The organism is Actinomyces oris (assembly GCF_001553935.1).
Taxonomy (GTDB): Bacteria; Actinomycetota; Actinomycetes; order Actinomycetales; family Actinomycetaceae; genus Actinomyces; species Actinomyces oris_A.
This window is the reverse complement of the sequence record NZ_CP014232.1, coordinates 2,175,547-2,199,478: the sequence shown is the minus strand read 5'-3', so window position 1 is coordinate 2,199,478 and position 23,932 is coordinate 2,175,547. Positions and strand designations below refer to the sequence as shown.

Genomic DNA, 23,932 nt, shown 5'->3' with positions numbered 1-23,932 from the left:
CTCGCCGGAGAGACCCCGAGGTTTTCCCGCCGTATCAGCCTTTTGTCGCCCTCCTCGCACAGCACCCCACTTTTTCACGTGAGTGAGGACACTCATCTATGTGTCTGGTATCACTTCAGAGACCCACGTCTTCAACCTATTCATCGTTACGGTAGATAACGAGTCGGCGAAGAATCGGATCGCCGACAACCATCGTTCCCCCGTCAGACCTAGGAGGACACATGCGTCTTGGACGCCCCTTGGCCGCAGCCAGCGCGGTGGCCGCAATGACCGGAGCCTCGCTCATTGCCTCTCCCGTTCTCGCCAACAGCTCCAACAGCAACAGCCCGAGCACCCCCAGCAGCACCGCCGAGGCGACCACGCCTTCCGGCGGCCCTGCTCAGCCCAGCCCGGCTCCCAGCAAGACCGCCGAAGCCACTCCGGCCCCCAGCAAGACGAGCGAGGCTACTCCTGCCCCCAGTAAGACGAGTGAGGGCAGCAGCTTCAAGATCACCCAGGAGAAGACCTTCGTCTCGACCAGCACCAACACGTCCTTCACCGTCTCGGGAACCGGCTGCACTGGGAAGCAGGCCACCGTCGGCATCGCGCTGTATGCACCTGACGGCTCCGTTTCCGACGTCGTCAAGACCGAGGCGGCCGCAGACGGTAGCTGGACCTCAGACCTTGACTTGGCGGCGCTCATCAAGTCCATCGGCTCAACCACGGCCACCACTACTGACGGGTGGACCATCGGAGCCGGCTGCATGACCTACGGCGACAAGACTGAGACGGCCCAGGTCACCAAGCAGCAGCAGACGCAGATCTACTTCGACGACACGCGTATCTCCGGCTCCTACGAGGTCTCCACCCGCACGGAGAGCCAGTCCCAGACCTTCACCTTCAACGCTCAGGGCTTCTACGCCAGCGAGAAGGTAACGGTCCTCCTCAAGAGCAAGAGCGACTCCAGCATCTGCTACACCCTTGGTGAGCTGACGGTTGACGCCAACGGCAACCTCACGGGCAACCTGCCCGCCCCCTCTGACGCCCCCGACGGGGAGTACGTCCTGGTTCTGACCGGCTCCCACCACAGCGAGACGGCCACCAGCCAGACCGTCACCACGGTCTCCCAGCACACCTTCACCGTCGAGAGCACCGAGCGCTCCACCACCGAGACCGAGACCGCCGAGAACAATGGCGGCGGCAACAACGGCGGCGACAAGCAGGCCGGTGGCGACAAGACCACCGAGCAGAAGACCACCGAGAACAACGGCGGCGGCGACAAGCAGGCCGGCGGTGACAAGACCACCGAGCAGAAGACCACCGAGAACAACGGCGGCGGCGACAAGCAGGCCGGCGGTGACAAGACCACCGAGCAGAAGACCACCGAGCGCTCGACCTCCGAGCGTCAGAACTCGGAGCAGAACACCACCGAGCGCTCGACCTCCGAGCGTCAGAGCACTGAACAGAAGACCACTGAGCAGAGCACTACAGAGCGCTCGGCTTCTGAGAACAACGGTGGGAGCGACAAGCAGGCCGGCGGCGACAAGACCACCGAGCAGAAGGCCAGCGAGCAGAAGACCACCGAGAACAGCGGTGGCGGCAACAACGGCGGAAGCAACAGCAACGCCAACGCCGGCAGCGACAAGCAGGCTGGTGGAGACAAGCAGGCCAACGCCGGCGACAACAAGGCCGGGGCTGACAAGGGCAACAACCTGAGCTCGAACGCCAAGGACTCCTCCTCGGAGAACCGGGCCGGCGGTGAGACGACCAAGGACAGCGACGGTTCCCTGGCCCACACCGGTGCCAACGGCCTGCTCTTCGGCGGGATCGCCGCGTTCCTGGTCGTGGCTGGAGGCGCCGCCCTGGTGCTGCGTCGCCGCAACAAGGCCTGAGCCGCATCTGACCTGATCCGCTGACGTTCCCCAAGCTGTGGGAACAACCTCGGCTCCGGGGGACGACACATGACGTGTCGTCCCCCGGAGCCGTTGTACGGCGCTCCAGGCACTGCCGGTGTCGATCAGAAGGTGAGACAATCGCCCGGCGCGCCCCCATGGGCAGCGCATCCCTCTCAGACAGGAGTTCTTATGCCCGGTCAGAACCTGACTCGTTTTGAGGCCGCCGAGCGCAGCGCAACCGTACGGACCCAGAGCTATGACGTCGTCCTCGATCTCACGCGCGGCGAGACGGTCTTCGGCTCCACCACCACGGCACGCTTCACGGCCACCCCGGGTTCCTCCACCTTCATAGACCTCGTCGCACCAACGGTCCACTCCATTACCCTCAACGGGGCCCCTCTTGACCCCACCGAGGTCTACACGGACTCACGCATCGCGCTGAAGGATCTGGCCGCGGACAATGAGCTCGTCGTCGTCGCCGACTGCGCCTACATGCACACCGGAGAGGGGCTGCACCGCTTCACCGACCCGGCCGACAGCGAAACCTATCTCTACAGCCAGTTCGAGGTCCCCGACTCCCGGCGGGTCTTCGCCGTCTTCGAGCAGCCCGACCTCAAGGCTTCCTTCACCTTCACCGTCACCGCACCGTCGAGCTGGACGGTGCTGTCCAACTCCCCCACCCCTGAGCCGACTCCCGCCGAGGCCGCCGATGGTTCAGGGGATGCCCACACCTTCGCCTTCGCCCCCACCGAGCCGATGAGCTCCTACGTCACGGCCATCGTCGCCGGGCCTTACGTCGGTGTGACCGACGAGTATGTGGCCGGCGACGGACGTACCGTGCCACTGGGGGTCTACTGCCGAAAGAGTCTGGTCGAGTACATGGACTCAGAGGAGATCCTGGACCTGACCAAGCGGGGCTTCGCCTACTACGAGGATCTGTTCGCCACCCCCTATGCCTTCACCAAGTACGACCAGATCTTCGTTCCTGAGTTCAATGCCGGGGCGATGGAGAACGCCGGTTGCGTCACCCACCGCGACGACTACATCTTCCGCTCCAGGCCCGTCGAGGCCCGAGTGGAGCGGCGCGCCGTGACGATCCTGCACGAGCTGGCCCACATGTGGTTCGGGGACATGGTCACCATGACCTGGTGGAACGACCTGTGGCTCAACGAGTCCTTCGCCGAGTACACCTCCACTCTGGCCACCGCCGAGATCACTCGTTGGAACCAGGCCTGGACGACCTTCCAGACCCTGGAGAAGGGGTGGGCCTACAACCAGGATCAGCTCAGCTCCACCCACCCCGTGGCCGCGGAGATCCATGACCTGCACGACGTCGAGGTCAACTTCGACGGCATCACCTACGCCAAGGGGGCCTCAGTCCTGGCTGCGCTCGTGGGCTACGTGGGCAGGGAGAACTTCTTCGCCGGCATCCAGCGCTACCTGGCGGCGCACGCCTACGCCAACGCCGAGCTGAGCGACCTGCTCCGTGAGCTGGAGGCGGTCTCGGGACGCGACTTGAGTACCTGGACCCGCCTGTGGCTCCAGGAGGCCGGTGTGACGACCCTGCGCACGCAGCTGGCCACCGACGCCGACGGCCTCATCACCCAGGCGACCGTCCGCCAGGAGATCCCCGCCGACTCACCGGCCTCGCTGCGCCCGCACCGGGTGGCGATCGGCTGCTACAGCCTGACCGGCCGGGGAGCCGAGGCACGCCTGGAGCGCACCGACCGCATCGAGCTCGATGTCGACGGTGAGCTGACCGAGGTTCCTGAGCTGGTCGGCACCAAGCGGGCGGATGTCCTCGTCCTCAATGATGACGACCTCACCTACGCCAAGGTCCGCCTCGATGAGGACTCACTGTCCTTCGGCCTCGAGCACATCGAGGCCTTCACCGAGTCCCTGCCGCGCTCGATCGTCCTAGCATCGGCCTGGGACATGGTGCGCGACGGCGAGCTTGCCGCCTCCCGATTCCTTGACGCGGCCCTGCGGGCGCTGGGTGTGGAGGAGCACTCCTCGGTCATCCAGGGGCTGCTGGGACGCATCACCACCTGCCTGTCCGGTTTCCTGCCCCCGGCCGTACGCCGCGACCTCGCCCCGGGCACCGCCGACCGGCTACTGGAGCTGGCGCGGGCGGCCCAGCCCGGCAGCGACAAGCAGCTCCAGCTGGTCAGAGCCCTGGCCGCTCACGCCGTCACCGATGAACAGCTCGACGTCGTCGCCGGGCTTGAGGAGGGAAGCCAGACTCTCGGCGGTCTCGACGTCGACCAGGACCTGCGCTGGGACCTGCTGATCGGCCTGGTGGCCGCCGGCCGCAGCGGGGAGGAGCAGATTCGTGCCGAGGAGGCCCGGGACCGCACAACCACGGGGCGTGAGCGCGCTGCGGAGGCCCGGGCATCGATCCCGACCCCGGAGGCGAAGCAGGACACCTGGCGGGCCCTCATCGGCGATGCCGCTATGCCCAACGAGACCCAGGTGCGCGTCCTGCGGGGCCTGACCAATGTCGAGCGCCACCCCGAGCTGCTGGCTCCCTTCGTGGGGGCATATGTGGAGGCCATCGACTCCGTGTGGTCCTCCCGCACCTTCCACATGGCCGAGAACCTGCTGACGGGCCTGTGGTCGTGCGTCACGGTGGGCCTCAAGGGCGCTGACGACCCAGCCGCCGCCCTGACGGGCTGGTTGGAGTCCCACGACCAGGCACCGGCCGCACTGCGACGGATCGTGCGCGAGAACCTCGATGACACGCTGCGCGTGGCCAGGGCGCAGGCCGCCGAGAGCCAGAGCCAGCAGTAACCGCGTCACCCTCCGGCCCGGAGCGGGCTCGAGAGGAGGCAATGGTCTGGGGCCGAGCGCATGATGCGCTCGGCCCCAGATCGTGTGGTGCCGGCCCCGACATCCCGGCACCCGTATCGCTCAGCGCCGGGTTGACTCCGCAGCCTTCTTGCCCGTGGACTTGGCGGCAGCGGCCTGCGCGGCAGCGAAGGCATCGACGTCGTCGTCCTCGCGCCCAGGGGTCTTGAAGTCGAACTTGACGATGAGGAACCTGAAGAGGAAGTAGTAGATGACGGCGTAGACCAGCCCCATGACGATGATCATGAGCGGTCCGCGGACCACACCACCGGAGAGTTCGGCGGACTTGCCGAAGTTGAGCAGGTAGTCGATCGCCCCGGCGGAGAAGGCGAAGCCGTCCTTGGCGCCCAGGAGGTTGGCGATGGCCAGGGAGGAGCCGGTCAGCACCGCGTGGACGGCGTAGATCGGGAAGGCCACGTAGGCGAAGGCGTACTCGAGGGGCTCAGTGATACCGGTGATGAAAGCGGTCAGTGCCACAGAGATCATGAGGGCGCCGGTCGCCTTGCGCTTGGCAGGCTTGGCCGTGTGCCAGATGGCCAGGGCGGCGGCGGGCAGCGCGAACATCATGATCGGGAAGAAGCCGGTCGTGAAGCCCCCGGTCCAGGAGTTCGAGCCGTCCACGCCCTGGAAGAAGCAGGTGATGTCACCGTGCGCCGTGTCCCCGGAGGCCGTCTGGCAGGAGCCGAGCTGGAACCAGGGCACGGAGTTGAGCAGGTGGTGCAGGCCGAAGGGGATGAGCAGGCGGTTGACGGTACCGAAGACGAAGACCGCCAGGGCGCCGGCGATGCCCTTGGAGTTTCCGGCGTTGATGAGCCAGCCGCCGAGCTGCTCGTTGATGAGCCAGTTGAAGGCCGGGTAGAGCGCCGACATGATCAAGGCGATGACCAGCGCGGCACCGGAGGTGACGATGGGGACGAAGCGGCGTCCACCGAAGAAGGCCAGCCAGTCGGGCAGCTTGACGCGGTAGTAGCGCTGCCACAGCAGGGCGGCGACGACGCCGATGACGATACCGCCGAGAACCCCGTAGTTGATGGGCGTCTGGGTGGGGATGTCACAGAACTTGACTCCCTGATTCCAGGGGCCAACCTGTGCGATCTTCCCCGTGGCGGGATCGAAGGAGTGGAGGCAGTCCAGGGCCTCCTTGCTCAGGGGGGCGGGCTCGCCCATGATGATGGGCGACATGGTCCAGGTGACTGCCCGGTAGACGAGGAAGCCGAACAGTGCGGCCACCCCGGTGGAGCCGTCAGCCTTCTTGGCGAAACCCACGGCGACGCCGACGGCGAAGATGAGGGGCAGGTTGTCGAAGACCGCCCCACCGGCCGCGCTGAAGATGTCTGCGACGGGCTGCAACCAGGACGCCTTCGCGGCCAGTCCCTCGGCCCCCAGCATGTCCGCCTGCCCCAGACGCAGCAGCAGACCCGCTGCCGGGAGCGTGGCAATGGGCAGCATCAGGGATCTCCCCAGACGCTGAGCAAGGGCGAAGGCGCCGCCCGTCTTCTTCTTGTCTGACATGAGTGTTCTCCAGTTCAGGATCGCGCGGCAGCACTGCCGCGTCAGAGATAGCCACCGTGACGGTGGTAGTCGGGACGGATCGACACCGAACACGTCTGGACCAGTGCCACCAGAGAAACCGATAGAACCTTCAATGTCAAGCGAGCGACGCACTCGTCGGCCATAATGATATGAAAATCGATACGACGGAACGGAAGCAGCGGTCGCAGGCACGCCCCTTCTCCTGGCCGCCTCCACCCGCTGTCAACCAGGGGAGTCCCATGCCCAAGAACGCAGGTAAGAAGCCGGCAAAGTACGTCATCGTGCGCAATCACCTGCTGGACCTGGTCAGGAACGGGCTCGCCAACGGCAGTCCGGTGCCCTCTGAGCGCGAGCTGTGCGAGCAGTTTGAGGTCTCCCGCATGACCGTGCGTCAGGCCATCGACACCCTCGTCGTCGACGGCGTCCTGGAGCGCCACCAGGGCAAGGGAACCTTCGTGGCGCCTCCCAAGCTTGACCTGCAGGTTCGGCTGACCTCCTTCACCCAGGAGATGCGGCGCCGCGGGATGGAGCCAGGTGTCGTCATGCTGCAGGCCGAGACCATCGCCTCCGATGAGACCGTGGCGGAGGCGCTCGAGCTCGAGGCCGGGGTCGAGGTCCACCACCTGCGTCGCCTGCTGACCGCCAACGCCATCCCCATGGCGATCGAGGAGAACTGGATTCCCGCTGCGCTTCTGCCCAACCTGCTGCGCACCAGCCCGAACTTCTCGGTCTACGCCGAGCTGACCCAGGCCGACCTGGCGCCGCAGTGGGGCGAAGACATGATCGAGGCCCATGCGGCCACGGCCCAGGAGGCAGCGCTGCTCTCCGTCCAGGAGGGCGCCCCGACCCTGGACATCACTCGGCGCACTTTCCATGAGCACTGCGCCATCGACTACTCGCGCACCTTGTTCCGCGCCGACCGTTACACCCTGTGGGTCCCGGTGGCCGCCCCCAAACCCGCCTTCCGCCCGGACCGCTCGTCGTCTTGAGGGGCTGACCCAGGTCGGTACTAGACAACCTCCGGGCGGCCTGTACCATGGGGTACTGGTATGGACCATTAGTCCGGTACCGGCGAAGGTGCCGCACCTGACTGCACCTGCCCATGTCCTGACGCCTCATCTCGGCACCATCACCCACTGAGCCCGGCAAGCACCCGGGCAGACCCAGGAGGAACCCATGTCTCAGGCACAGAGCATCGTCGACGCCCTCGGAGGATTCGACAACATCGTGGAGATCGAACCCTGCATCACGCGGCTGCGCTGCGAGCTGGAGGACGGTTCCCTCGTGGACGAGCCGGCCCTGAAGACCGCGGGAGCACACGGTGTCGTCAAGCTCGGCGACATCGTGCAGGTCGTGGTCGGCCCCAACGCGGACACCATCGCGGAGGACATCGAGGACCTGCGGTGAGCCTGACCGTCCAGTCGCCGGTATCCGGCGTTGTCGTCGCCCTCAGCGATGTTCCCGACCCCGTCTTCTCCGGCAAGATCGTCGGCCCTGGTGTGGCCATCACCCCGGACACCGCTGACGGGGGCGAGGTCAGCGTCCTGGCACCGATCAGCGGAACCATCACGAAGATCCATCCCCACGCCTACGTCATCACCAACGACGACGGCCACAGCGTTCTGGTCCATCTGGGGCTCGACACCGTGAGTCTGGGGGGCAAGGGCTTCACCCTCCTGGCCAGTGAGGGAGACACCATCGACGCGGGCAGCCCCGTCATCAGCTGGTCACCGGCTCAGATCGAAGCCGGCGGACTCAACCCGATCGTCCCCGTCATCGCCCTGGAGGGTGATGAGACTGATCTGGAGCCCGTATCACCAGGCCGCATAATGGCAGCCGGCGACACGCTCATGACCTGGGTGTAGACCCGAACGCGGGCCCGGTCTCATCGGACCTCAACCGCATAATGTGTGGCCCCGGCCGTCATCGTGACGGCCGGGGCCACTGCGTCTCAGCACGTCGCCCGCCTCAGGCCCGTCTGCAGCCCAGTGGGCGCGGAGCCTGTGGTGGCATCAGTCCCGAGAAGCCATCTCGTCGCGCACGACGCTCAGCAGGCTGCCCAGGCGCGCGTTCTCGGGCAGGTCGTCCACCAACACGACCTCTCCCGCGCCGTCGGCCAGAGGAATCCGCCAGTTGGGGTACTCCTGGTCGGTGCCCGGCTGGTTCTGAGCGCGCCGCTCCCCCACGCCGTCGACCAGGGCGACGCCGACCAGCACCGAGGGGGTGCGCACCACGTAGCGGTGCAGGGCCTCAACGACCTGACGCTCGGTGGGGGCATCCCCCAACAGACCGTGCTCGCGCAACCGGGAGGTCATCCGGTCGCGTTCGATGCGCGCCTCGGCACGCACCTGCTCGACCGGCTCGGTGAGCAGGCCCAGGCGCTCACGCAGATCGACGTGCTCGTCAGCCAGGTAGCCGGCAGTCGGAGGAAGATCGTGGGTGTTGACCGTGGACAGGGCGAGCCTGCGGTAGTCCTGGGGCTGGAGTGGCCAGCCGTCGTGCTGCTTCTCGAACCACAGGACACTGGTTCCCAGCACACCACGGCTGGCCAGATAGTCGCGCGCCCAGGGCTCCACGGTCCCCAGGTCCTCACCGATGACCACAGCGCCGGCCCGGTGAGCCTCCAGCAGGACGACGCCGAGCATGGCCTCGTGGTCGTAGCGCACGTAAGCGCCGTGGTCCGCCCCCATGCCCTCGGGGATCCACCACAGGCGGAACAGGCCGATGATGTGGTCCACGCGCAGTGCGCCGGCGTGACGCAGGACCGTGCGCACCATGTCACGCAGAGGGGCGTAGGCGCTGCGCGCCAGGTACTCGGGGTTCCACGGCGGCTGGGACCAGTTCTGGCCCTGCTGGTTGTACATGTCCGGCGGAGCCCCCACGGTGACTCCGGAGGCGAAGGCCTCCGGGTTGGACCACACGTCCGCCCCCTGGGAATGGACTCCGACGGCGAGGTCGTCCATGATGCCCAGGGCCATCCCCGAGGCCAGGGCCTCGGCCTGCGCGCGAGCCAGCTGCTCGTCGACGATCCACTGCAGCCAGGCGAAGAAGTCGATGCGCTCGGCCAGCTGGTGCGCCTCGTTGGCGACGTAAGCGGAGTCCGCCTCCCGCAGCGTGGCGGGCCAGTTCTCCAAGGACCCGTGCTTCTCCACCAGCGCGCTCCACAGGGCAAAGCGCTCCAGCCCCTCGCCCTGCTCGGCCCGGAAGCGCTCGAAGTCTCGCTGGCGGGAGTAGGAGCGACCGGCGGCGAAGATGACCTCGAGGGCCTCGCGCTTGGCCTTCCACACCGCGTCGCGGTCGATCGGCTCGGCGCTGAGGTCACTGTCCTTGACCTCTTCGAAGGCCCACTGCACCAGCGAGCGCTTGGGGCCGGACAGACGGGCCACCTCAGGGATGTTCTCCGGCCGGATGTAGAGGGGGTTGACGAAGCGGCGTGTCACCGGCAGGTAGGGCGAGTGGGTCATCGGCGCCACCGGCTCAGCCGCGTGCAGCGGGTTGATGAGCAGGAAGTCGGCTCCCTGGTCCCCCAAGAAGGCGGCGAGCTCAGTGAGATCGTCGGTGTCACCGGTCCCCCACGACCCGCGCGAGCGGGTCGAGTACAGCTGGGCCATAACCCCCAGCCCCGGTCTCCGAGAGACTCGGGCAGATCGAGATGGTTGGGGGTGACCGCCAGCGCCGAGGTCACGGTGATGGTCTCCGCCTCGCCGTCGGCGGGCGGCGCGGCATGAGCCCCCTGCGGGGCGGCCTGGTCCGTGGAGCCGGGGCTGACCTCGGCGATGATCCGGTGCCATCCCAGGGGCAGATCGGCTCCGAGGATGAAGGAGGCACGGCCGCGCTTGACGCCGTCCACCTCACGGGGCACGGTCCAGTCCTCAGTCTGAGTCAGCTCACGGACGTCCCCGTTCTCGAGCTCGACGCGCACCCGCATCTTGGCGCCGTCGGGTACGTAGACGGGGACGGTCGACTCCACCCCGCCGCGCGTGACGACCGTGGGGGCAAGCGCCTGCCGCCAGGGGGCGTCCTCGACCTCTCGCAGAGCGCGCCCGATCTCCTCCTCGGAGTTGATGCTCACCCCTAATGCGGCCAGCACGGCCCTGAGAGTAGCGCTTGAGGGTGAGGCAAGGTTGCCGTGATAGTCCCAGTACTCGGTGGAGACACCGTAGGCCTCAGCCAGTTGCTTGAGGCTCTCGGAAGCAGGTAACAGGCCGTCGTTGAACTCGTTCATGTGCGTGGGTCCGCCTTGCGTGAGCAGATGTGCGATGGAGCGCCATGGAGCGGGCGTGGAGCAGGGTTGCGCTCCGCCATCACCCCTGGGGATGGATGGGTCGGATCGGGATGCGGGCGCTAGCAGGACTAGCAGTGTCCAAGTGTGCCCTAGCGGTGGAGGGTTGTGCACCCGCCGCACCGTGTCTCCTGACGTTTTGCTGCAACTGTTTCACCGTGAAGCCGCGCAATGGCGCCACTGCCGTTGAGTCGCCCGGGACCATGTGCCCAGGAACGCGCAACCGGTCGGCGATCAGCGGAGCGGACGGCGAGATCGGGTCACACGTCCCGACATGCGCCCACCGCTGTGCGGGGAAAGGCAGGCCGCCCGGCTCCGCGTTGCAGGTGCTGGAGCCGGGCGGGTGCGCAGACCCTCCGGGAACGGGGCGATCAGTTCAGAGCGCTGCGATCTCCGAGGCGAGGCTGTCCGCCGTGGGCCCCACGACGACCTGGACGACGCGGCCCGAACGCACCACGCCGAAGGCGCCGGCCGCTCGCAGCGCCTCCTCATCCACCTTCGTCTGGTCGGCTACCTCGACGCGCAGACGCGTGATGCAGGGCTCGAGGTCGGTGATGTTCTCCTGGCCGCCGAGACCGGCGACGATGTCTGATGCAGTGCTCATGGCTTCTCCTTCCCGGTTCCCGCCCTCGCGCAATCCCCGTCTGTCATGCGCGTGGTCGGGCAGCTGAGGTCCTTCGTGCTCGCGATCACTTTATCCCACCTCCGCGTTGTCCGCGGCGAAGAGTTCCAGTCGGCAGGAAGAGGCGTGCGCATGCGGGCCGCAGAGCCTGCTGCACAGCGGACGACCGCGCCGGGGGATCTCCTTCCTCGCATGACGGGGCTCACTCACGTAACCTTACGGGAACGCGATAGATGCCTTGACGCGCCCACAGAGGAGATCGTTATTCCCCTGGCGGAAACGTCTCTTTCCGGCCGTACTCGGGGCACAATGAGCGATGATCCCCATTCGTCTCCGATGAGGAGCACCACATGACAGCGTCCGACACCACCTCCACAACCCTGTCCGGCATCGGTGTGAGCCCTGGCCTTGTGGCCGGCCCCGTCGCCAGGATGGCCCCTCCCATTCCTGAGCCCGAGATCGCGACCCTCGAACCCAGTCGCGATGTCGAGAAGGAGTGCGAGCGCATCGCGCTGGCGGCTCAGCAGGTTAAGAAGGGCCTGGAGCTGTCCGCGGCCGAGGCCAAGGCCGAGGCACGCACGCTCCTTGAGACCACCGCGCAGATGGCTGCCGACCCCACCCTGACCTCGACGGCGCAGGCCATGGTGCGCGAGAAGCGCCTGGTTCCGGAGCGCGCCGTGTGGGAGTCCGCAGGAACTCTGGCCTCCATGCTGGAGTCCCTGGGCGGCTACATGGCCGAGCGCACCCGTGACATCCAGGACGTGCGCGACCGCATCGTCGCCGTCCTGACCGAGTCCCCGATGCCCGGGATCCCCCGCCTGCCCGAGCCCTTCGTGCTCGTGGCGGCCGACCTGGCCCCGGCCGACACCGCGCTGCTGGACCCCGAGAAGGTCATCGCCTTCATCACCTCCGAGGGCGGTCCCACCTCCCACACCGCGATCCTGGCGCGCGCACTGGGCATGCCGGCGATCGTCGGCACTGGCGAGAAGGTCACCGACGCGCTGGCCGAGGGCGACATCGTCCTGGTCGACGGCACCAAGGGAAGCATCACCCTCAACCCCTCCGAGGACGCCCTGCGCCGGGCGCGGGAGCTCGCCTCGCGCGTGCGTGTCTTCAACGGTGACGGAGCCACGAAGGACGGCCACGAGGTCCAGCTGCTGGCCAATGTCGGTGACGCGGCCGGCGCCCGTAGCGCCGCCGAGGCCGGGGCCATGGGCATCGGCCTGTTCCGCACCGAGTTCTGCTTCCTGGACCAGCCCGAAGAGCCCACGGTGGAGGCTCAGGTGGAGGCATACCAGGGCGTCCTCGAGGCCTTCCCCGGCAAGAAGGTCGTGGTGCGCACCCTCGACGCCGGGGCGGACAAGCCGCTGCCCTTCCTGACCGACGCCACCGAAGCCAACCCGGCGCTCGGTGTACGCGCCTACCGCACGACGCGCCGCGACCCCGAGGTCCTGGACCACCAGCTCGAGGCCCTGGCCAAGGCCGAGGCCGCCACCGAGGCGAAGGTGTGGGTCATGGCCCCGATGATCTCCACGGCCGAGGAGGCCGAGGCCTTCACGCAGAAGGCCCGCTCCTACGGCCTGAAGACGGCCGGGATGATGATCGAGGTGCCCTCGGCCGCGCTCATGGCCGACAAGCTCTTCGAGCACGCCGACTTCGCCTCGGTGGGCACCAACGACCTCACCCAGTACGTCATGGCGGCCGACCGTCTGCTGTCCTCGCTGGCGGATTTGTCCACGGCCTGGCAGCCGGCCGTTCTGCGTCTGATCGGCACCGCCTGCGAGGGTGCCTCACCCAAGGGACGTCCGGTGGGCGTGTGTGGTGAGGCCGCTGCGGACCCGGCGCTGGCCGCCGTGCTCGTGGGTCTGGGGGTCGCCTCCCTGTCGATGACGGCGCGCGCCCTGCCTGATGTTGACGCCGTCCTGAAGTCCGTCACGCTCACCGAGTGCCAGGAGCTGGCGAGGATCGCTCTGGACGCGGCGACGGCTGAGGACGCGCGCTCGGCGGTGCGCGCCAAGCTGCCGATCCTGGAGGAGCTCGGTCTGTGACAACCCCATACCCCGTCCCCGCCGCCACGGAGGAGCCCCTCGGGTCGGTGACCCGAATCCTCAGCCTGTCGGCGGGTGACGGGGAGGATGTCTTCTCCGGGGGCTCCCTGCCCCAGCTCTCGGGCCGGGTCTACGGAGGACAGGTGGTGGCCCAGGGCATGCTTGCCGCGGCCGCCACGATCGTGGACGACGGCGACGGTGAGCGTCTGCCGCACTCGGTTCACGCCTTCTTCATGCGGGGCGGTCAGCCCGACACACCAATCACCTTCGCCGTCGAGCGCCTGCACGACGGACGGTCCTTCTCCCAACGGCGCACCGCCGCCTCCCAGGAGGGCACGCCGATCCTGACGATGCTCACCTCCTTCCAGGAGGAGCAGGAGGGTGCCGACCTCCACGTGGAAGCCCCCTCGGTTCCGCGCCCCGAGGACTTGACGAGTGCGCTGGAGATCTTCCGCACCATCGATCATCCGGTGGCGCGTTTCCTGGGGCGCACGGCGGCCTTCGACCTCAGGCACGTGGAGGGCAACCTCTACCTGCGCCCCGCCAAGGAGCGTGCCGGTCGCCAGCACCTGTGGATGCGCTCACGCAGCCGCATCCCAGAGCAGACCTCCCAGACCGTGCACCGGGCACTGCTGGCCTACGTGTGCGACCAGGTGATGCTGGAGCCGGTGCTGCGAAGCCAGGGACTGTCCTGGCGCAGTGAGGGCATGAGCCTGGCGACCCTCGACCACGCCCAGTGGTTCCACCGGGATGTGGATATGGGTGACTGGCTGCTCTACGTGCAGGACTCCCCCTCCTCACAGGGCGGCCGCGGCATGGCGCGCGCACAGGTCTTCGACTCATCCGGTCGGCTGGTGTCGACCATCGCCCAGGAGGGCATGGTGCGCATGCCCACCGGTTCGCAGTCCGACGGCGGGTCAGGGCGTTGGCGGATCCGCATGGGAGAGGGCGACGACGGCAGCGCCATCCCCGGCTGACGCCCACCCCTTGAGGACACGGACCGAGGACTGCGTTCTCCATCCAGGACGTACTTCTCCCCCATACGACTGCGGCCGGATCTCAGAAGTTTGGAGGACAACGCAGTCCTCGCCGGAGAAGTACGTCCCCATTCAGGAGCTGCGCACTGCGCCGCAGGCCCATCCCCCGATTCTCGCCACGATCTGGTCGCAGCGCCCCGCGACCGATCAGCACGCCGGATCTGAGGCTCATTCCATGACGTCATATCAAGGTTGAGCGACGACCGCCCCCTGCTCGGGGCATGACTGTCGCCGAAGTGCCCAGGGAGCACCCTGCTGCGGGCTGCGTTGCCGGAACTCCTCAAAACGGAGCGGAACCCCCTTCGCGGTACGGAGATCTGGACTGTCCATCGCTTGGATGTGAAGGTGGGGCTGCGTGGAGTTCCCGGAGTTGCCGCATCGACCGATCTGATCGCCTGCGCTCACCCGGTCGCCGGGCGACACCTGGACGGAGCCTCGCTGAAGGTGCACGAGTCCCACGCAATGAGGCCCCTCGGCAACCTGAATGATGATGTGGTTTCCAGGGATGGCGGGAAGTCCCTGCCGAATTCGTTGGGGCTGACTCAATCCGTACGGGATGCGAGTCAGGACGGAACGGCGCGCCACGTGGTCGGGCTCGCCGTCGTGAACGGAGACCACGGTTCCCGCAACGGGCGAGTGCAAGGGACGACCGAAGGCGTGGAAGAGCTCTGGCGGTTCGGGGGTGAAGAGCGCACGCATGCTGCGTGGTGGAGCCGTGAGACCATCGTCGTCGACGGCGACGAAGTCAAATGCGTACATGGTGGCGAACAGGTGAGTCCCATGGCTGGGAACGCGGCGTGTGGGACTGCGCTCGGTCAGCCACTGCCCGTCGAACGGAAGCTTCCCGATAACGCCGCCTTCGGGGATGAGTCCTGGGGTATTCCTACTCATCATGACACCTCCACCAGCACCTTAAGTGCAATCGACTCCAACCGACAAGACGTATGAAGTCGCCTTCTGAAGCAGGACGAGAAGCGCCATTCCCTCAGCAGCCTGGCTGAGGGAATGGCGCTTCTCCTTCTTACGCGGTCGACCGGGCGGGCTCCGCTCAGTCTCGAGTCAGCTTCCGGTAGGTGACCCGGTGGGGGCGGGCCGCCTCGGGGCCGAGGCGCTCGACCTTGTTCTCCTCGTAGGAGGCGAAGTTCCCCTCGAACCAGTACCAGCTGGCAGGGTTCTCGTCGGTTCCCTCCCAGGCCAGGATGTGGGTGGCCACGCGGTCGAGGAACCAGCGGTCGTGGGTGATGACCACGGCGCAGCCGGGGAACTCCAGCAGGGCGTTCTCCAGGGAGCCCAGGGTCTCGACGTCGAGGTCGTTGGTGGGCTCGTCCAGGAGGATGAGGTTGCCGCCCTGCTTGAGGGTCAGGGCCAGGTTGAGGCGGTTGCGCTCTCCGCCGGAGAGGACGCCGGCCGGCTTCTGCTGGTCGGCCCCCTTGAAGCCGAAGGAGGCGACGTAGGCGCGCGAGGGCATCTCCACGTTGCCGACCTGGATGTAGTCCAGCCCGTCAGAGACGACCTCCCAGAGGGTCTTCTTGGGGTCGATGCCGGCTCGGGACTGGTCGACGTAGGAGAGCTTGACGGTCTGACCGATCTTGAGGTCTCCGCCGTCGAGCGGCTCCAGGCCCACGATGGTCTTGAACAGGGTGGACTTGCCGACGCCGTTGGGGCCGACGACCCCGACGATGCCGTTGCGCGGCAGGGTGAAGGAGAGCCCGTCGATGAGGGTGCGCCCGTCGAAGCCCTTGTTGAGGTTGGTGGCCTCCAGGACCTGGTTGCCCAGGCGGGGCCCCGGCGGGATCTGGATCTCCTCGAAGTCGAGCTTGCGGGTGCGCTCGGCCTCGGCGGCCATTTCCTCGTAGCGGGCCAGACGGGCCTTGGACTTGGCCTGGCGTCCCTTGGCCGAGGAGCGCACCCACTCAAGCTCCTCCTTGAGGCGCTTGGCGAGCTTGGCGTCCTTCTTGCCCTGGACCTCGAGGCGCTTCTCCTTGGTCTCCAGGTAGGTGGAGTAGTTGCCCTCGTAGGGGTAGAGGTGGCCGCGGTCGACCTCGGCGATCCACTCGGCGACGTGGTCGAGGAAGTAACGGTCGTGGGTGACGGCGATGACGGCGCCCTGGTAGCTGGCCAGGTGCTGCTCGAGCCAGAGCACGGACTCGGCGTCGAGGTGGTTGGTGGGCTCGTCCAGGAGGAGGAGGTCGGGGGCCTCGAGGAGCAGTTTGCACAGGGCGACGCGGCGGCGCTCACCACCGGAGAGGTGCTTGACCTCGGCGTCCGGTGGGGGGCAGCGCAGGGCGTCCATGGCCTGCTCGAGCTGGGAGTCGAGGTCCCAGGCGTTGGCGGCGTCCAGGGCGTCCTGGAGGGTGCCCATCTCCGCCATGAGGGCGTCGAAGTCAGCGTCCGGGTCCGCCATGGCGGCACTGATCTCGTTGTAGCGGTCCAGCTTGGACTTGATCTCGGCGACGCCCTCCTCGACGTTGCCGAGTACTGTCTTGTCCTCGTTGAGCGGGGGCTCCTGCAGGAGGATGCCGACGCTGTAGCCGGGGGTCAGGCGGGCCTCGCCGTTGGAGGGCTGGTCGATGCCGGCCATGATCTTGAGGATGGAGGACTTGCCGGCGCCGTTGGGGCCGACCATGCCGATCTTGGCTCCGGGGAGGAAGGCCATGGTGACGTCGTCGAGGATGACCTTGTCACCGTGGGCCTTGCGCGCCTTGATCATCTGGTAGATGTACTCAGCCACTGCTCGTCTGCGCCTTTCGTCAGGGTGTGAGCGGAGGTTCTGCGCGACGACGGCGACCGACCGGTCCCGCCCTGCGCACCGTGGCCAAGCCTAAGGGAGCCCCGGAGCATTGGCGACGACGACGGAGGTGAGACGGTGCACGCGAATCCGCAGCACTCCGCTGAGGACCGACATGTTCTCGGCCCACTCGCCGACGAACCGGGAGGAGACCGTGCCGTCTCAACCAGAAGCGCGTCAACGGCTGGACATCAATGTCCGAAAACGGCCGGACTCCTTAAGGCCCCGATGCCATGCTTGGAACGTTTCTGAGGAGGATCATGCCGGATTTGGACAGCGAATCGCTGTATAGGGCCCTGTTGGCCAAGGACACCCGATTCGACGGACGGTTCTTCGTTGGGGTCGCAACGACCGGTGTCTATTGCCGCCCAGTGTGCCAGGCGCGGAAACCGCTTGCGGTCAACTGCTCCTTCTACGCCACGGCAGCCGAGGCCGAACAAGCGGGGTTCCGCCCCTGTCTGCTGTGCCGGCCCGAGCTGGCACCCGGGTACGCCCCCGTGGACTCTTCGGCATCACTGGCTCGCGCCGCAGCACGGTACATCGAGAGGAACTGTGGTGTTCAGGGAAGCCTGACGGATATCGCCCGTCATCTGGGCTGCTCCAACCGCCACCTGCGCCGTGTCTTCGAGGACGCTTATCACGTGCGTCCCGTGGAGTACCGCCAGACCTGCAGACTTCTGCTGGCCAAGAGTCTTTTGACCGACACGGACCTATCAGTGGTGGACGTGGCCTATGCCGCGGGGTTCGGCAGCCTGCGCCGCTTCAACGAGGTGTTCCGACGTCGCTACCGGCTGACGCCCACCGCTTTGCGCAGCCAAGCACGGCTCAACAGGGCCGACGGTGACACCGTCCAGCTCAGTCTGGGGTACCGTCCCCCATACCGTTGGGACCTCATACTGAAGTTCCTGGCACGCAGAGCCATCCCCGGCGTCGAGAAGGTAGAAGACGATCGTTACGCCAGGACGATCCGCCTGCGCTCCTCAGGACGTGATCTCACAGGCTGGGTGGCCGTGGGCAACGACTCCGAGCACAATCGGCTGGCGGTAACCGTCTCCGCCTCACTGCTATCCGCACTACCGGTGGTGCTGGACGGGATCAAAAATCTGTTCGATCTCCACTGCGAGCCCGATACCGTGGCTGGCGCACTCACAAGCATGGATGACTCCACGCTCGGACCATTCATCCCAGGCACACGTGTGCCCGGCTGCTTCGACGCCTTCGAAACCGCTGTCCTCGCGGTCCTGGGTCAGCAGGTCACGGTCCAGGCAGCCAGGACGCTGGCCGGTCGGCTCGTCCAGGCTCTCGGTTCACCCGTGGACACCGGAATCGACGGACTGACCACGACCTTCCCCACGGTTCAGGAGCTCCTCAACCTCGACGGTGCGATCGAGCAGCATCTAGGACCGCTCGGCATCATTGCTGCCCGGGCACGGGCTATTCACGGACTGGCCGCGATGATGAGTTCCGGCATCATCGACGCCTCCTGCTGCCCCGACCCTGAAGCCGCAGTTACTCGGTTCATGGAGATCCCGGGCATTGGAACCTGGACCGCCAACTATATCGCCATGCGCTGCCTGGCTTGGCCCGATGCATTCCTCGCCACCGACCTGGAGGTCAGAAAGGCGCTGAGAACCCCGCCCCGAGGGAAGATCCTCACGCTGGCCGAATGTTGGAAACCGTGGCGGGCCTACGCCGTCATGCACCTGTGGAACCGGGCAGAAGCAGAATCAGCGCCCGAACACGCCACCAAGAGCAAGAAGCGGAACGAGAAGAAAGAAGAGATGCACTACCTCAGCCATTACGAGTCCCCCTTGGGAGCCATGACCATGGCCAGCGACGGCGAGCACCTCACAGGCCTGTGGTTCGACGGGCAGAAGTACGACCGCTCGACGATCGACGGCAACGCAGAGCTCAAGCCGCATCTGCCTGTCTTCACGCGGACGGCCCAGTGGCTCGACGCCTACTTCGGGGGCACTGACCCGGGTTTCACTCCGCCGATCAGGGTTGAGGGCTCCGACTTCAAGAAGATGGTCACCTCCATCATGCTCTCCATCCCCTTCGGTGCCACCAGCACCTATGCCCGCATCGCCGCGGAGGTCGCCCGGCGTACTGGCCGGAGGCACATGTCCGCACAGGCCGTGGGTGGCGCAGTCGGACACAACCCGATCGCTCTTATCGTGCCGTGCCACCGCGTGCTCGCCTCCGACGGGAGCCTGCGCGGTTACGCCGGAGGAGTCGACCGCAAGGAATGGCTCCTGAAGATGGAGGGCGTCAATATGTCTGGCCTGACAACCGCTGGCGACGGCGGTGGAAGGCGAGAATGAGAAGCCCGACCGCTGCCCAGAGCAGGCCCTGGGGAATCCAGGTGATCGACCCGTGAGGAAGATGCAGCCAGTCCGACAGCATGTCGTTCGCCACGTGCAGTCCTCCGTGCACGCCGATGGCCGCCCAGGTCGACCCGGAGATCGTCCGAACGATCAATGCTGTCACCGCGAATCCACACGGCCTCGCGAGATACGTGAGGTGCTCCAGCAGGTTCTGCTGACCCCCTTGGGATAGAAGGTGAAGAACAGTGAACCCGAGGACGCTGGACACTGCTGCAAAACGCGTCTCGCCCAGCGAGGAGAAGAGCCAGCCTCGCCAGATTATCTCTTCAGGGATACCCTGCAGAAGAAAGGCCTGAGAGAAGATCATCACAGCCATAATCCACCAAGGCCGGTCCGGAATCCCCTCATTCCCACCAGCAAGACCGAGGGAGTGGACAAAACCGGCGACCGCGAGATTCACCGCGACTGCAACGAGAACCATCCCCACCACCCACAACAGGGCTCGACGATCTAAACGCAAACATAGGCTGACGCGGCGGCCGCGATCAAGAGTACGACGCAGCACATAGCACAGCATGAGAACCAGAATCGTTGCCGTCCCATAGAGCAACAGAACGAAGGCAGCCATGACTAAGTCGTCGGCATTACCCTGGGGATGCGAGTGCGCGAGAGCAAAGGACCGGACAGCAGGAATCTGACTCAGTAAAGGCGGCGTGAGCGCACAGGCGAACATCATCGCAAACGCAATCACGATGCGCAGAACCTTTCCGCCCGCGGTGAGGCGACGACCTTGATCCGATCGATCCCCACTGAGATCCGAGGACTCGAGAGACGAGAGTGTTGATGAGACTTCCACCGATCGAGGTTTTCCATGTGATGCGCTCATGAAATTCACGGTACGCTCACCATTTTGCGACCTCAATCGGACCCCGGAAAAATCAGGGGGTCACGGAAAAGAAATCAGGGACCCCTCCGGGGGATCCCTGACTCCGATGATGCTTCTGATGAAGCGAGCCGCTCAGTCCTCGGCCGTCTCCTGCTGCTTGCGCCAGCGGATGCCGGCGTCGATGAAGCCGTCGATGTCGCCGTCGAAGACCGAGTCGGGGTTGCCGACCTCGAAGTTGGTCCGCAGGTCCTTGACCATCTGATAGGGATTGAGGACGTAGGAGCGCATCTGGTCCCCCAGGAGGCCTTGACGTCCCCGGCGAGCTCCTTCTTCTTGGCGTCCTCCTCCTGCTGCTTGAGCAGGAGCAGGCGCGACTGGAGGACGCGCATGGCGGCGGCGCGGTTCTGGATCTGGGATTTCTCGTCCTGCATGGAGACCACCAGGCCCGTGGGCAGGTGGGTGATGCGCACGGCGGAGTCGGTGGTGTTGACGCTCTGCCCGCCGGGTCCCGAGGAGCGGAAGACGTCGATGCGGATGTCGGTCTCGGGGATGTCGATGTGGTCGGTGGACTCGATGAGTGGGATGACCTCGACGGCGGCGAAGGAGGTCTGGCGGCGACCCTGGTTGTCGAAGGGGCTGATGCGCACCAGGCGGTGCGTGCCGCCCTCGACGCTCAGGGTCCCGTAGGCGTAGGGGGCGTGGACCTCGAAGGTGACCGACTTCAGACCCGCCTCCTCGGCGTAGGAGGTGTTGAGGACCTTGACGGGGTAGTCGTGCCGCTCGGCCCAGCGGGTGTACATGCGCAGGAGCATCTCGGCGAAGTCGGCGGCGTCCACGCCGCCGGCGCCCGAGCGAATGGTGATGACGGCGTCGCGGGGGTCGTACTCGCCGCTGAGCAGCGTGCGGATCTCCAGGTCGGAGAGGTCCTTGCTGATGGCCGCCAGGTCCGTCTCGGCCTCGGCGAGGATTTCGGCGGCATCCTCGCCCTCCTCCTCGCCGGCGAGCTCGACCATCGCCTCGAGGTCCTCGATGCGCTCCCCCAGGCTCTCGACCCGCTTGAGGTCGGCTTGGGCGTGGGACAGCGCGGAGGTGACCACCTGGGCGGAGTCGGGGTCATCCCACAGGTCGGGTGCGGAGGCCTGCTCGGAGAGCTCGGCGATCCGGGCGCGCAGGGCCTCGGGGTCGGTCACCGCGGCGATTGAGGCGTAGGTGTGTCGGAGTCGTTCGATCTCAGCGGAGAAGTCAGTGGCCACGGAGGGGAGTCTACGGCAGATCGTGCGAGGGGCGCCGTCGGAACCGACTCGCCCCGCTCCGAGGAGCTGATAGCGCCGCCGTTGAGGGTCACCCCAGCTCAATGCCCTGGGCCTGGGCGAGCAGAGCCTCGAGCACCGCGCGTGTCGCCGGACCCGGCTCGGTGCGAGTCGACCGGTGACGCACCACCAGCTGGCGCACACCCAGGCCGGGCAGGCGCACCACACTGAGCTCATCGGGGACGAGCCCGGAGTAAACGGCCAGCTCGGGCAGGAGCGCGCAGCCCAGGCCCTGACTGACCATGGCCAGGACGACGTCGTAGTCATAGGCGACGTGCCGTGTCGTCAACGGCACCCCCAGCTGACGCTCCAGCCGGTCCAGGGCGAAGGCGCCCGCGGTCCCCGGGGCCAGATCGATCCAGGTGGCGCGCGCCAGGTCCGCCAGGGTCGAGGGCGCCGCCTGCTCGGCAGGCACGACGACGAGCCAGGACTCGTCCAGCAGTGGGATGTCGACCATGCCCCGAGGCGCCGCGGGCAGCGTGTGCTCGTCACGCTCGATGAGGACCAGGTCGAGCTCACCGCGACGCAGGCGGGGCAGGGCGTTGCGCTCCTCGGCTTCCTCGACGATCACCTCCAGCTCGGGGCTGGTCGTCGCCAGCGAGCTGAGGAGGGGCAGCAGGAGTGCCCGGACGGCGGAGGCGAAGCTCGCGACACGCACCACACCGGAGGGGATGGAGTCGTCCAGGTCCGCCAGCTCGCGGCGCACGGTGGTCAGCTCGTCCTCGATGCGCTCGGCCGCGTCCGCCAGAACCTTCCCGGCCGCCGTGAGCACGGCTCCGGTGGGCGTGCGATCCAGGACCCGGGCGCCGCACTCGCGCTCCAGGAGGCGAATCTGCTGGGAGACCGCCGACGGCGTTATATGAAGGAAATCTGCCGCTGCGACGACTCCTCCAGCTCGATGGACGGCCAATAGAACCGAGAGCCTCTGGGGCAATACCTGCATGAAGTAAATCTACATCCCTCATGCAGATAGATGCGATTGACCTTCATTCGGGGGTGTCTAAGAATCGTCCCCGTGAACGACGTGCTCTCCTCCCTCATCTCTATCGGCGGCTGGATCGGTGCCGCTGAGCTCCTCGTGGCCTACTTCCTGGTCTCCAAGGGCACGATCGCCGGCGATTCGCTCAAGTATCAGGCCCTCAACATCACCGGCTCCGTGCTGCTGACGATCAACTGCGCGAGCTCCGGCGCCTGGCCCAGCGTCATCGCCAACGCCTTCTACCTCCTGGTAGGGCTCAACATCCTGTTCACGGTGAAGCGGGCCTACATCGCCCAGCTCTCGCGCCGGCAGACTGAGGAGCTGCGGTCCCGGATGCACCTGCGCCGGCACCCCTCCCCCGTGGTCTCGGCGGGCTTCGTCGAGCAGGCCTGAGCGGCGGGCCGCCTCCGGCCACACACAACCTTTCACCCATCCATCTCGACGCAGTGAGTCCGCCGACTCACTGCGTCGTCGTCATTCGGGCAGAGCCGGTGGCGGTGATGGTGAAGCCCTCGGCCGGGAGGATCCCCCAGGGCAGGAACGGCGGACGCGAGCGGGCCTGCAGCCTCACCTCGGCGGTCTGGCTGTCAGCGGCCCGGGCACTGACGATCGTGACCCCCTCCAGCCTGGCCGCCGCCGGCTGGGCGGACAGGTCCTCGGCAGCCTTGCTTCCCACCCCTGCGTCAGTGAGGGACCCGGGTGCTTCATCCGTCACACCGCCCCCGTAGTAGGGGTGCGCCTCCACGCTGTCGGCCCCCGCGGCCGCAGCCGAGTCCGCCAGTGACGTGAGGGTCTTGAGGTCGAGGTAGACGGCGGTTGCCGAGGCCGCGACGAACAGCAGCGCAAGGACGACGCAGATAAGCCCGACCCCCAGGAGAAGCGTCTGCCCGTCCTCTTCGCGGTGCAGCCGACACAGCAGGGCGCGGGCCCGACCTCGGGCGGTCCTGGGAGCGGAGTTCCGGTTCACGGCTCCTCCTTGCCCGGCAGGGTGATGGAGCGCTCGGTGTCCACGACGACGACATCCCGCCCGATTCCCAGCGAGGCGAAGCCCGGCAGGTCCACACCGACTGAGACTTCGACCATCGCCGCCTGTCCCCGGGCGCAGCCATGAGCACAGGTGACTGACAGGGAGCCGGACGGGTCGGCGTCGATGCCCTGATCGGACAGGGACAGCTGCATGGCCAGCTGCGCGTTATCCATCGCTAAGGGCGAGTCATCGACCTCCAGTACCCGGCTGGCGGCGTCGGCCGCCGAGGCGACGGCGAAGGTCGTGGCCTGGAGCTGGGCGAGCGTGACCACCAGGTAGAGCACGGGCACCACCAGGACGGCGCTCCACCCGATGAACTCGACGATCGCATTGCCCTCCTCCTGGCTCATGAGCCGTCGGACGGTTCGGCGA

The 23,932-nt window shown here is 66.9% G+C and carries 18 protein-coding genes and 1 pseudogene; 9 read left to right on the top strand and 10 right to left on the bottom strand.

Annotated features, from left to right (window positions below):
- The first annotated feature begins 221 nt into the window (after window positions 1–221).
- Together AXE84_RS08815 and pepN are read left to right on the top strand one after the other, a co-directional pair.
- Complete coding sequence (locus AXE84_RS08815; RefSeq protein ID WP_060957608.1) at window positions 222–1,871, top strand: LPXTG cell wall anchor domain-containing protein; 1,650 nt, start codon at window positions 222–224, stop codon at window positions 1,869–1,871.
- Window positions 1,872–2,063: 192 nt separating this feature from the next.
- Entirely contained in the window at window positions 2,064–4,664 is a 2,601-nt protein-coding gene (gene pepN, locus AXE84_RS08810) for an aminopeptidase N (protein ID WP_010613498.1), read from the top strand.
- A 120-nt stretch (window positions 4,665–4,784) separates the two neighbouring features.
- Here pepN and AXE84_RS08805 read toward each other — a convergent pair whose 3' ends face one another.
- A complete protein-coding gene (locus AXE84_RS08805) occupies window positions 4,785–6,233 on the bottom strand; it encodes a PTS transporter subunit EIIC (protein ID WP_010613497.1) in 1,449 nt (482 codons plus the stop codon).
- Between the two features lie 260 nt (window positions 6,234–6,493).
- Between AXE84_RS08805 and AXE84_RS08800 the strand changes: the two genes are divergently transcribed.
- From AXE84_RS08800 to AXE84_RS08790, 3 genes are all read left to right on the top strand, one after another.
- On the top strand, window positions 6,494–7,243 hold the full coding sequence (locus AXE84_RS08800; protein ID WP_010613496.1) for a GntR family transcriptional regulator: 750 nt from the start codon (window positions 6,494–6,496) through the stop codon (window positions 7,241–7,243).
- 187 nt (window positions 7,244–7,430) lie between these two features.
- The gene (locus AXE84_RS08795) at window positions 7,431–7,661 is read left to right on the top strand and encodes a glucose PTS transporter subunit EIIB (RefSeq protein WP_003786637.1); all 231 of its coding nucleotides are present in this window, start codon (window positions 7,431–7,433) and stop codon (window positions 7,659–7,661) included.
- Window positions 7,658–8,119 carry a PTS sugar transporter subunit IIA gene (locus AXE84_RS08790; RefSeq protein WP_010613495.1) on the top strand — a complete coding sequence of 154 codons (462 nt, stop codon included), beginning with the start codon at window positions 7,658–7,660 and terminating at the stop codon, window positions 8,117–8,119. The genes AXE84_RS08795 and AXE84_RS08790 overlap by 4 nt, the downstream gene beginning before the upstream one ends.
- 147 nt (window positions 8,120–8,266) lie before the next feature.
- Here the strand turns inward: AXE84_RS08790 and malQ are convergent.
- A pseudogene (malQ, locus tag AXE84_RS08785) lies at window positions 8,267–10,479 on the bottom strand (4-alpha-glucanotransferase).
- A 433-nt stretch (window positions 10,480–10,912) separates the two neighbouring features.
- On the bottom strand, window positions 10,913–11,140 hold the full coding sequence (locus AXE84_RS08780; protein WP_009407368.1) for a glucose PTS transporter subunit EIIB: 228 nt from the start codon (window positions 11,138–11,140) through the stop codon (window positions 10,913–10,915).
- Between the two features lie 368 nt (window positions 11,141–11,508).
- On the opposite strand from AXE84_RS08780, the gene ptsP reads away from it, so the two are divergent.
- Together ptsP and AXE84_RS08770 are read left to right on the top strand one after the other, a co-directional pair.
- Window positions 11,509–13,206, top strand: coding sequence for a phosphoenolpyruvate--protein phosphotransferase (ptsP, locus tag AXE84_RS08775; RefSeq protein ID WP_010613493.1), 1,698 nt, complete (start codon window positions 11,509–11,511; stop codon window positions 13,204–13,206).
- Window positions 13,203–14,183: an acyl-CoA thioesterase gene (locus AXE84_RS08770; protein WP_010613492.1), complete on the top strand. Its 981-nt coding sequence runs from the start codon at window positions 13,203–13,205 to the stop codon at window positions 14,181–14,183. Before ptsP ends, AXE84_RS08770 begins: the two co-directional genes overlap by 4 nt.
- 246 nt (window positions 14,184–14,429) lie before the next feature.
- Here the strand turns inward: AXE84_RS08770 and AXE84_RS13525 are convergent, their stop codons facing one another.
- Both AXE84_RS13525 and ettA read right to left on the bottom strand, forming a co-directional pair.
- Window positions 14,430–15,134 carry a M23 family metallopeptidase gene (locus tag AXE84_RS13525; RefSeq protein WP_029316352.1) on the bottom strand — a complete coding sequence of 235 codons (705 nt, stop codon included), beginning with the start codon at window positions 15,132–15,134 and terminating at the stop codon, window positions 14,430–14,432.
- A gap of 157 nt (window positions 15,135–15,291) precedes the next feature.
- Window positions 15,292–16,974 (bottom strand): energy-dependent translational throttle protein EttA, encoded by a 1,683-nt coding sequence (gene ettA / locus AXE84_RS08760; RefSeq protein ID WP_009747851.1) that lies wholly within the window; start codon window positions 16,972–16,974, stop codon window positions 15,292–15,294.
- Between the two features lie 290 nt (window positions 16,975–17,264).
- Between ettA and AXE84_RS08755 the strand changes: the two genes are divergently transcribed.
- Window positions 17,265–19,355 carry a methylated-DNA--[protein]-cysteine S-methyltransferase gene (locus AXE84_RS08755; protein WP_060957607.1) on the top strand — a complete coding sequence of 697 codons (2,091 nt, stop codon included), beginning with the start codon at window positions 17,265–17,267 and terminating at the stop codon, window positions 19,353–19,355.
- Here AXE84_RS08755 and AXE84_RS08750 read toward each other — a convergent pair.
- The 3 genes from AXE84_RS08750 to AXE84_RS08740 form a co-directional block, all read right to left on the bottom strand.
- The gene (locus tag AXE84_RS08750) at window positions 19,303–20,253 is read right to left on the bottom strand and encodes a CPBP family intramembrane glutamic endopeptidase (RefSeq protein WP_081093134.1); all 951 of its coding nucleotides are present in this window, start codon (window positions 20,251–20,253) and stop codon (window positions 19,303–19,305) included. The two genes, AXE84_RS08755 and AXE84_RS08750, sit on opposite strands and share 53 nt — an antisense overlap.
- Before the next feature lie 123 nt (window positions 20,254–20,376).
- A protein-coding gene (gene prfB, locus AXE84_RS08745) for a peptide chain release factor 2 (protein WP_010613489.1) occupies window positions 20,377–21,497 on the bottom strand; the annotation gives its coding sequence in 2 pieces (ribosomal slippage) (window positions 20,377–20,540 and window positions 20,540–21,497; 1,122 coding nt in all).
- An 88-nt stretch (window positions 21,498–21,585) separates the two neighbouring features.
- Window positions 21,586–22,497, bottom strand: coding sequence for a LysR family transcriptional regulator (locus AXE84_RS08740; protein ID WP_060957606.1), 912 nt, complete (start codon window positions 22,495–22,497; stop codon window positions 21,586–21,588).
- A 72-nt stretch (window positions 22,498–22,569) separates the two neighbouring features.
- On the opposite strand from AXE84_RS08740, the gene AXE84_RS08735 reads away from it, so the two are divergent.
- Window positions 22,570–22,926, top strand: coding sequence for a CBU_0592 family membrane protein (locus AXE84_RS08735; RefSeq protein WP_003786661.1), 357 nt, complete (start codon window positions 22,570–22,572; stop codon window positions 22,924–22,926).
- Window positions 22,927–22,993: 67 nt separating this feature from the next.
- Here AXE84_RS08735 and AXE84_RS08730 read toward each other — a convergent pair whose 3' ends face one another.
- Together AXE84_RS08730 and AXE84_RS08725 are read right to left on the bottom strand one after the other, a co-directional pair.
- Window positions 22,994–23,500 (bottom strand): hypothetical protein, encoded by a 507-nt coding sequence (locus AXE84_RS08730; RefSeq protein WP_060957605.1) that lies wholly within the window; start codon window positions 23,498–23,500, stop codon window positions 22,994–22,996.
- Window positions 23,497–23,910 carry a hypothetical protein gene (locus AXE84_RS08725; protein WP_060957604.1) on the bottom strand — a complete coding sequence of 138 codons (414 nt, stop codon included), beginning with the start codon at window positions 23,908–23,910 and terminating at the stop codon, window positions 23,497–23,499. The genes AXE84_RS08730 and AXE84_RS08725 overlap by 4 nt, the downstream gene beginning before the upstream one ends.
- Between the last annotated feature and the right edge of the window lie 22 nt (window positions 23,911–23,932).

Bases quoted from the DNA above. Each gene is read 5' to 3' on its own strand.
- AXE84_RS08815 (WP_060957608.1), top strand. From the start codon at position 222: ATGCGTCTTGGACGCCCCTTGGCCGCAGCCAGCGCGGTGGCCGCAATG.
- pepN (WP_010613498.1), top strand. From the start codon at position 2,064: ATGCCCGGTCAGAACCTGACTCGTTTTGAGGCCGCCGAGCGCAGCGCA.
- AXE84_RS08805 (WP_010613497.1), bottom strand. From the start codon at position 6,233: ATGTCAGACAAGAAGAAGACGGGCGGCGCCTTCGCCCTTGCTCAGCGT.
- AXE84_RS08800 (WP_010613496.1), top strand. From the start codon at position 6,494: ATGCCCAAGAACGCAGGTAAGAAGCCGGCAAAGTACGTCATCGTGCGC.
- AXE84_RS08795 (WP_003786637.1), top strand. From the start codon at position 7,431: ATGTCTCAGGCACAGAGCATCGTCGACGCCCTCGGAGGATTCGACAAC.
- AXE84_RS08780 (WP_009407368.1), bottom strand. From the start codon at position 11,140: ATGAGCACTGCATCAGACATCGTCGCCGGTCTCGGCGGCCAGGAGAAC.
- ptsP (WP_010613493.1), top strand. From the start codon at position 11,509: ATGACAGCGTCCGACACCACCTCCACAACCCTGTCCGGCATCGGTGTG.
- AXE84_RS13525 (WP_029316352.1), bottom strand. From the start codon at position 15,134: ATGAGTAGGAATACCCCAGGACTCATCCCCGAAGGCGGCGTTATCGGG.
- AXE84_RS08755 (WP_060957607.1), top strand. From the start codon at position 17,265: ATGCTTGGAACGTTTCTGAGGAGGATCATGCCGGATTTGGACAGCGAA.
- AXE84_RS08740 (WP_060957606.1), bottom strand. From the start codon at position 22,497: ATGCAGGTATTGCCCCAGAGGCTCTCGGTTCTATTGGCCGTCCATCGA.
- AXE84_RS08725 (WP_060957604.1), bottom strand. From the start codon at position 23,910: ATGAGCCAGGAGGAGGGCAATGCGATCGTCGAGTTCATCGGGTGGAGC.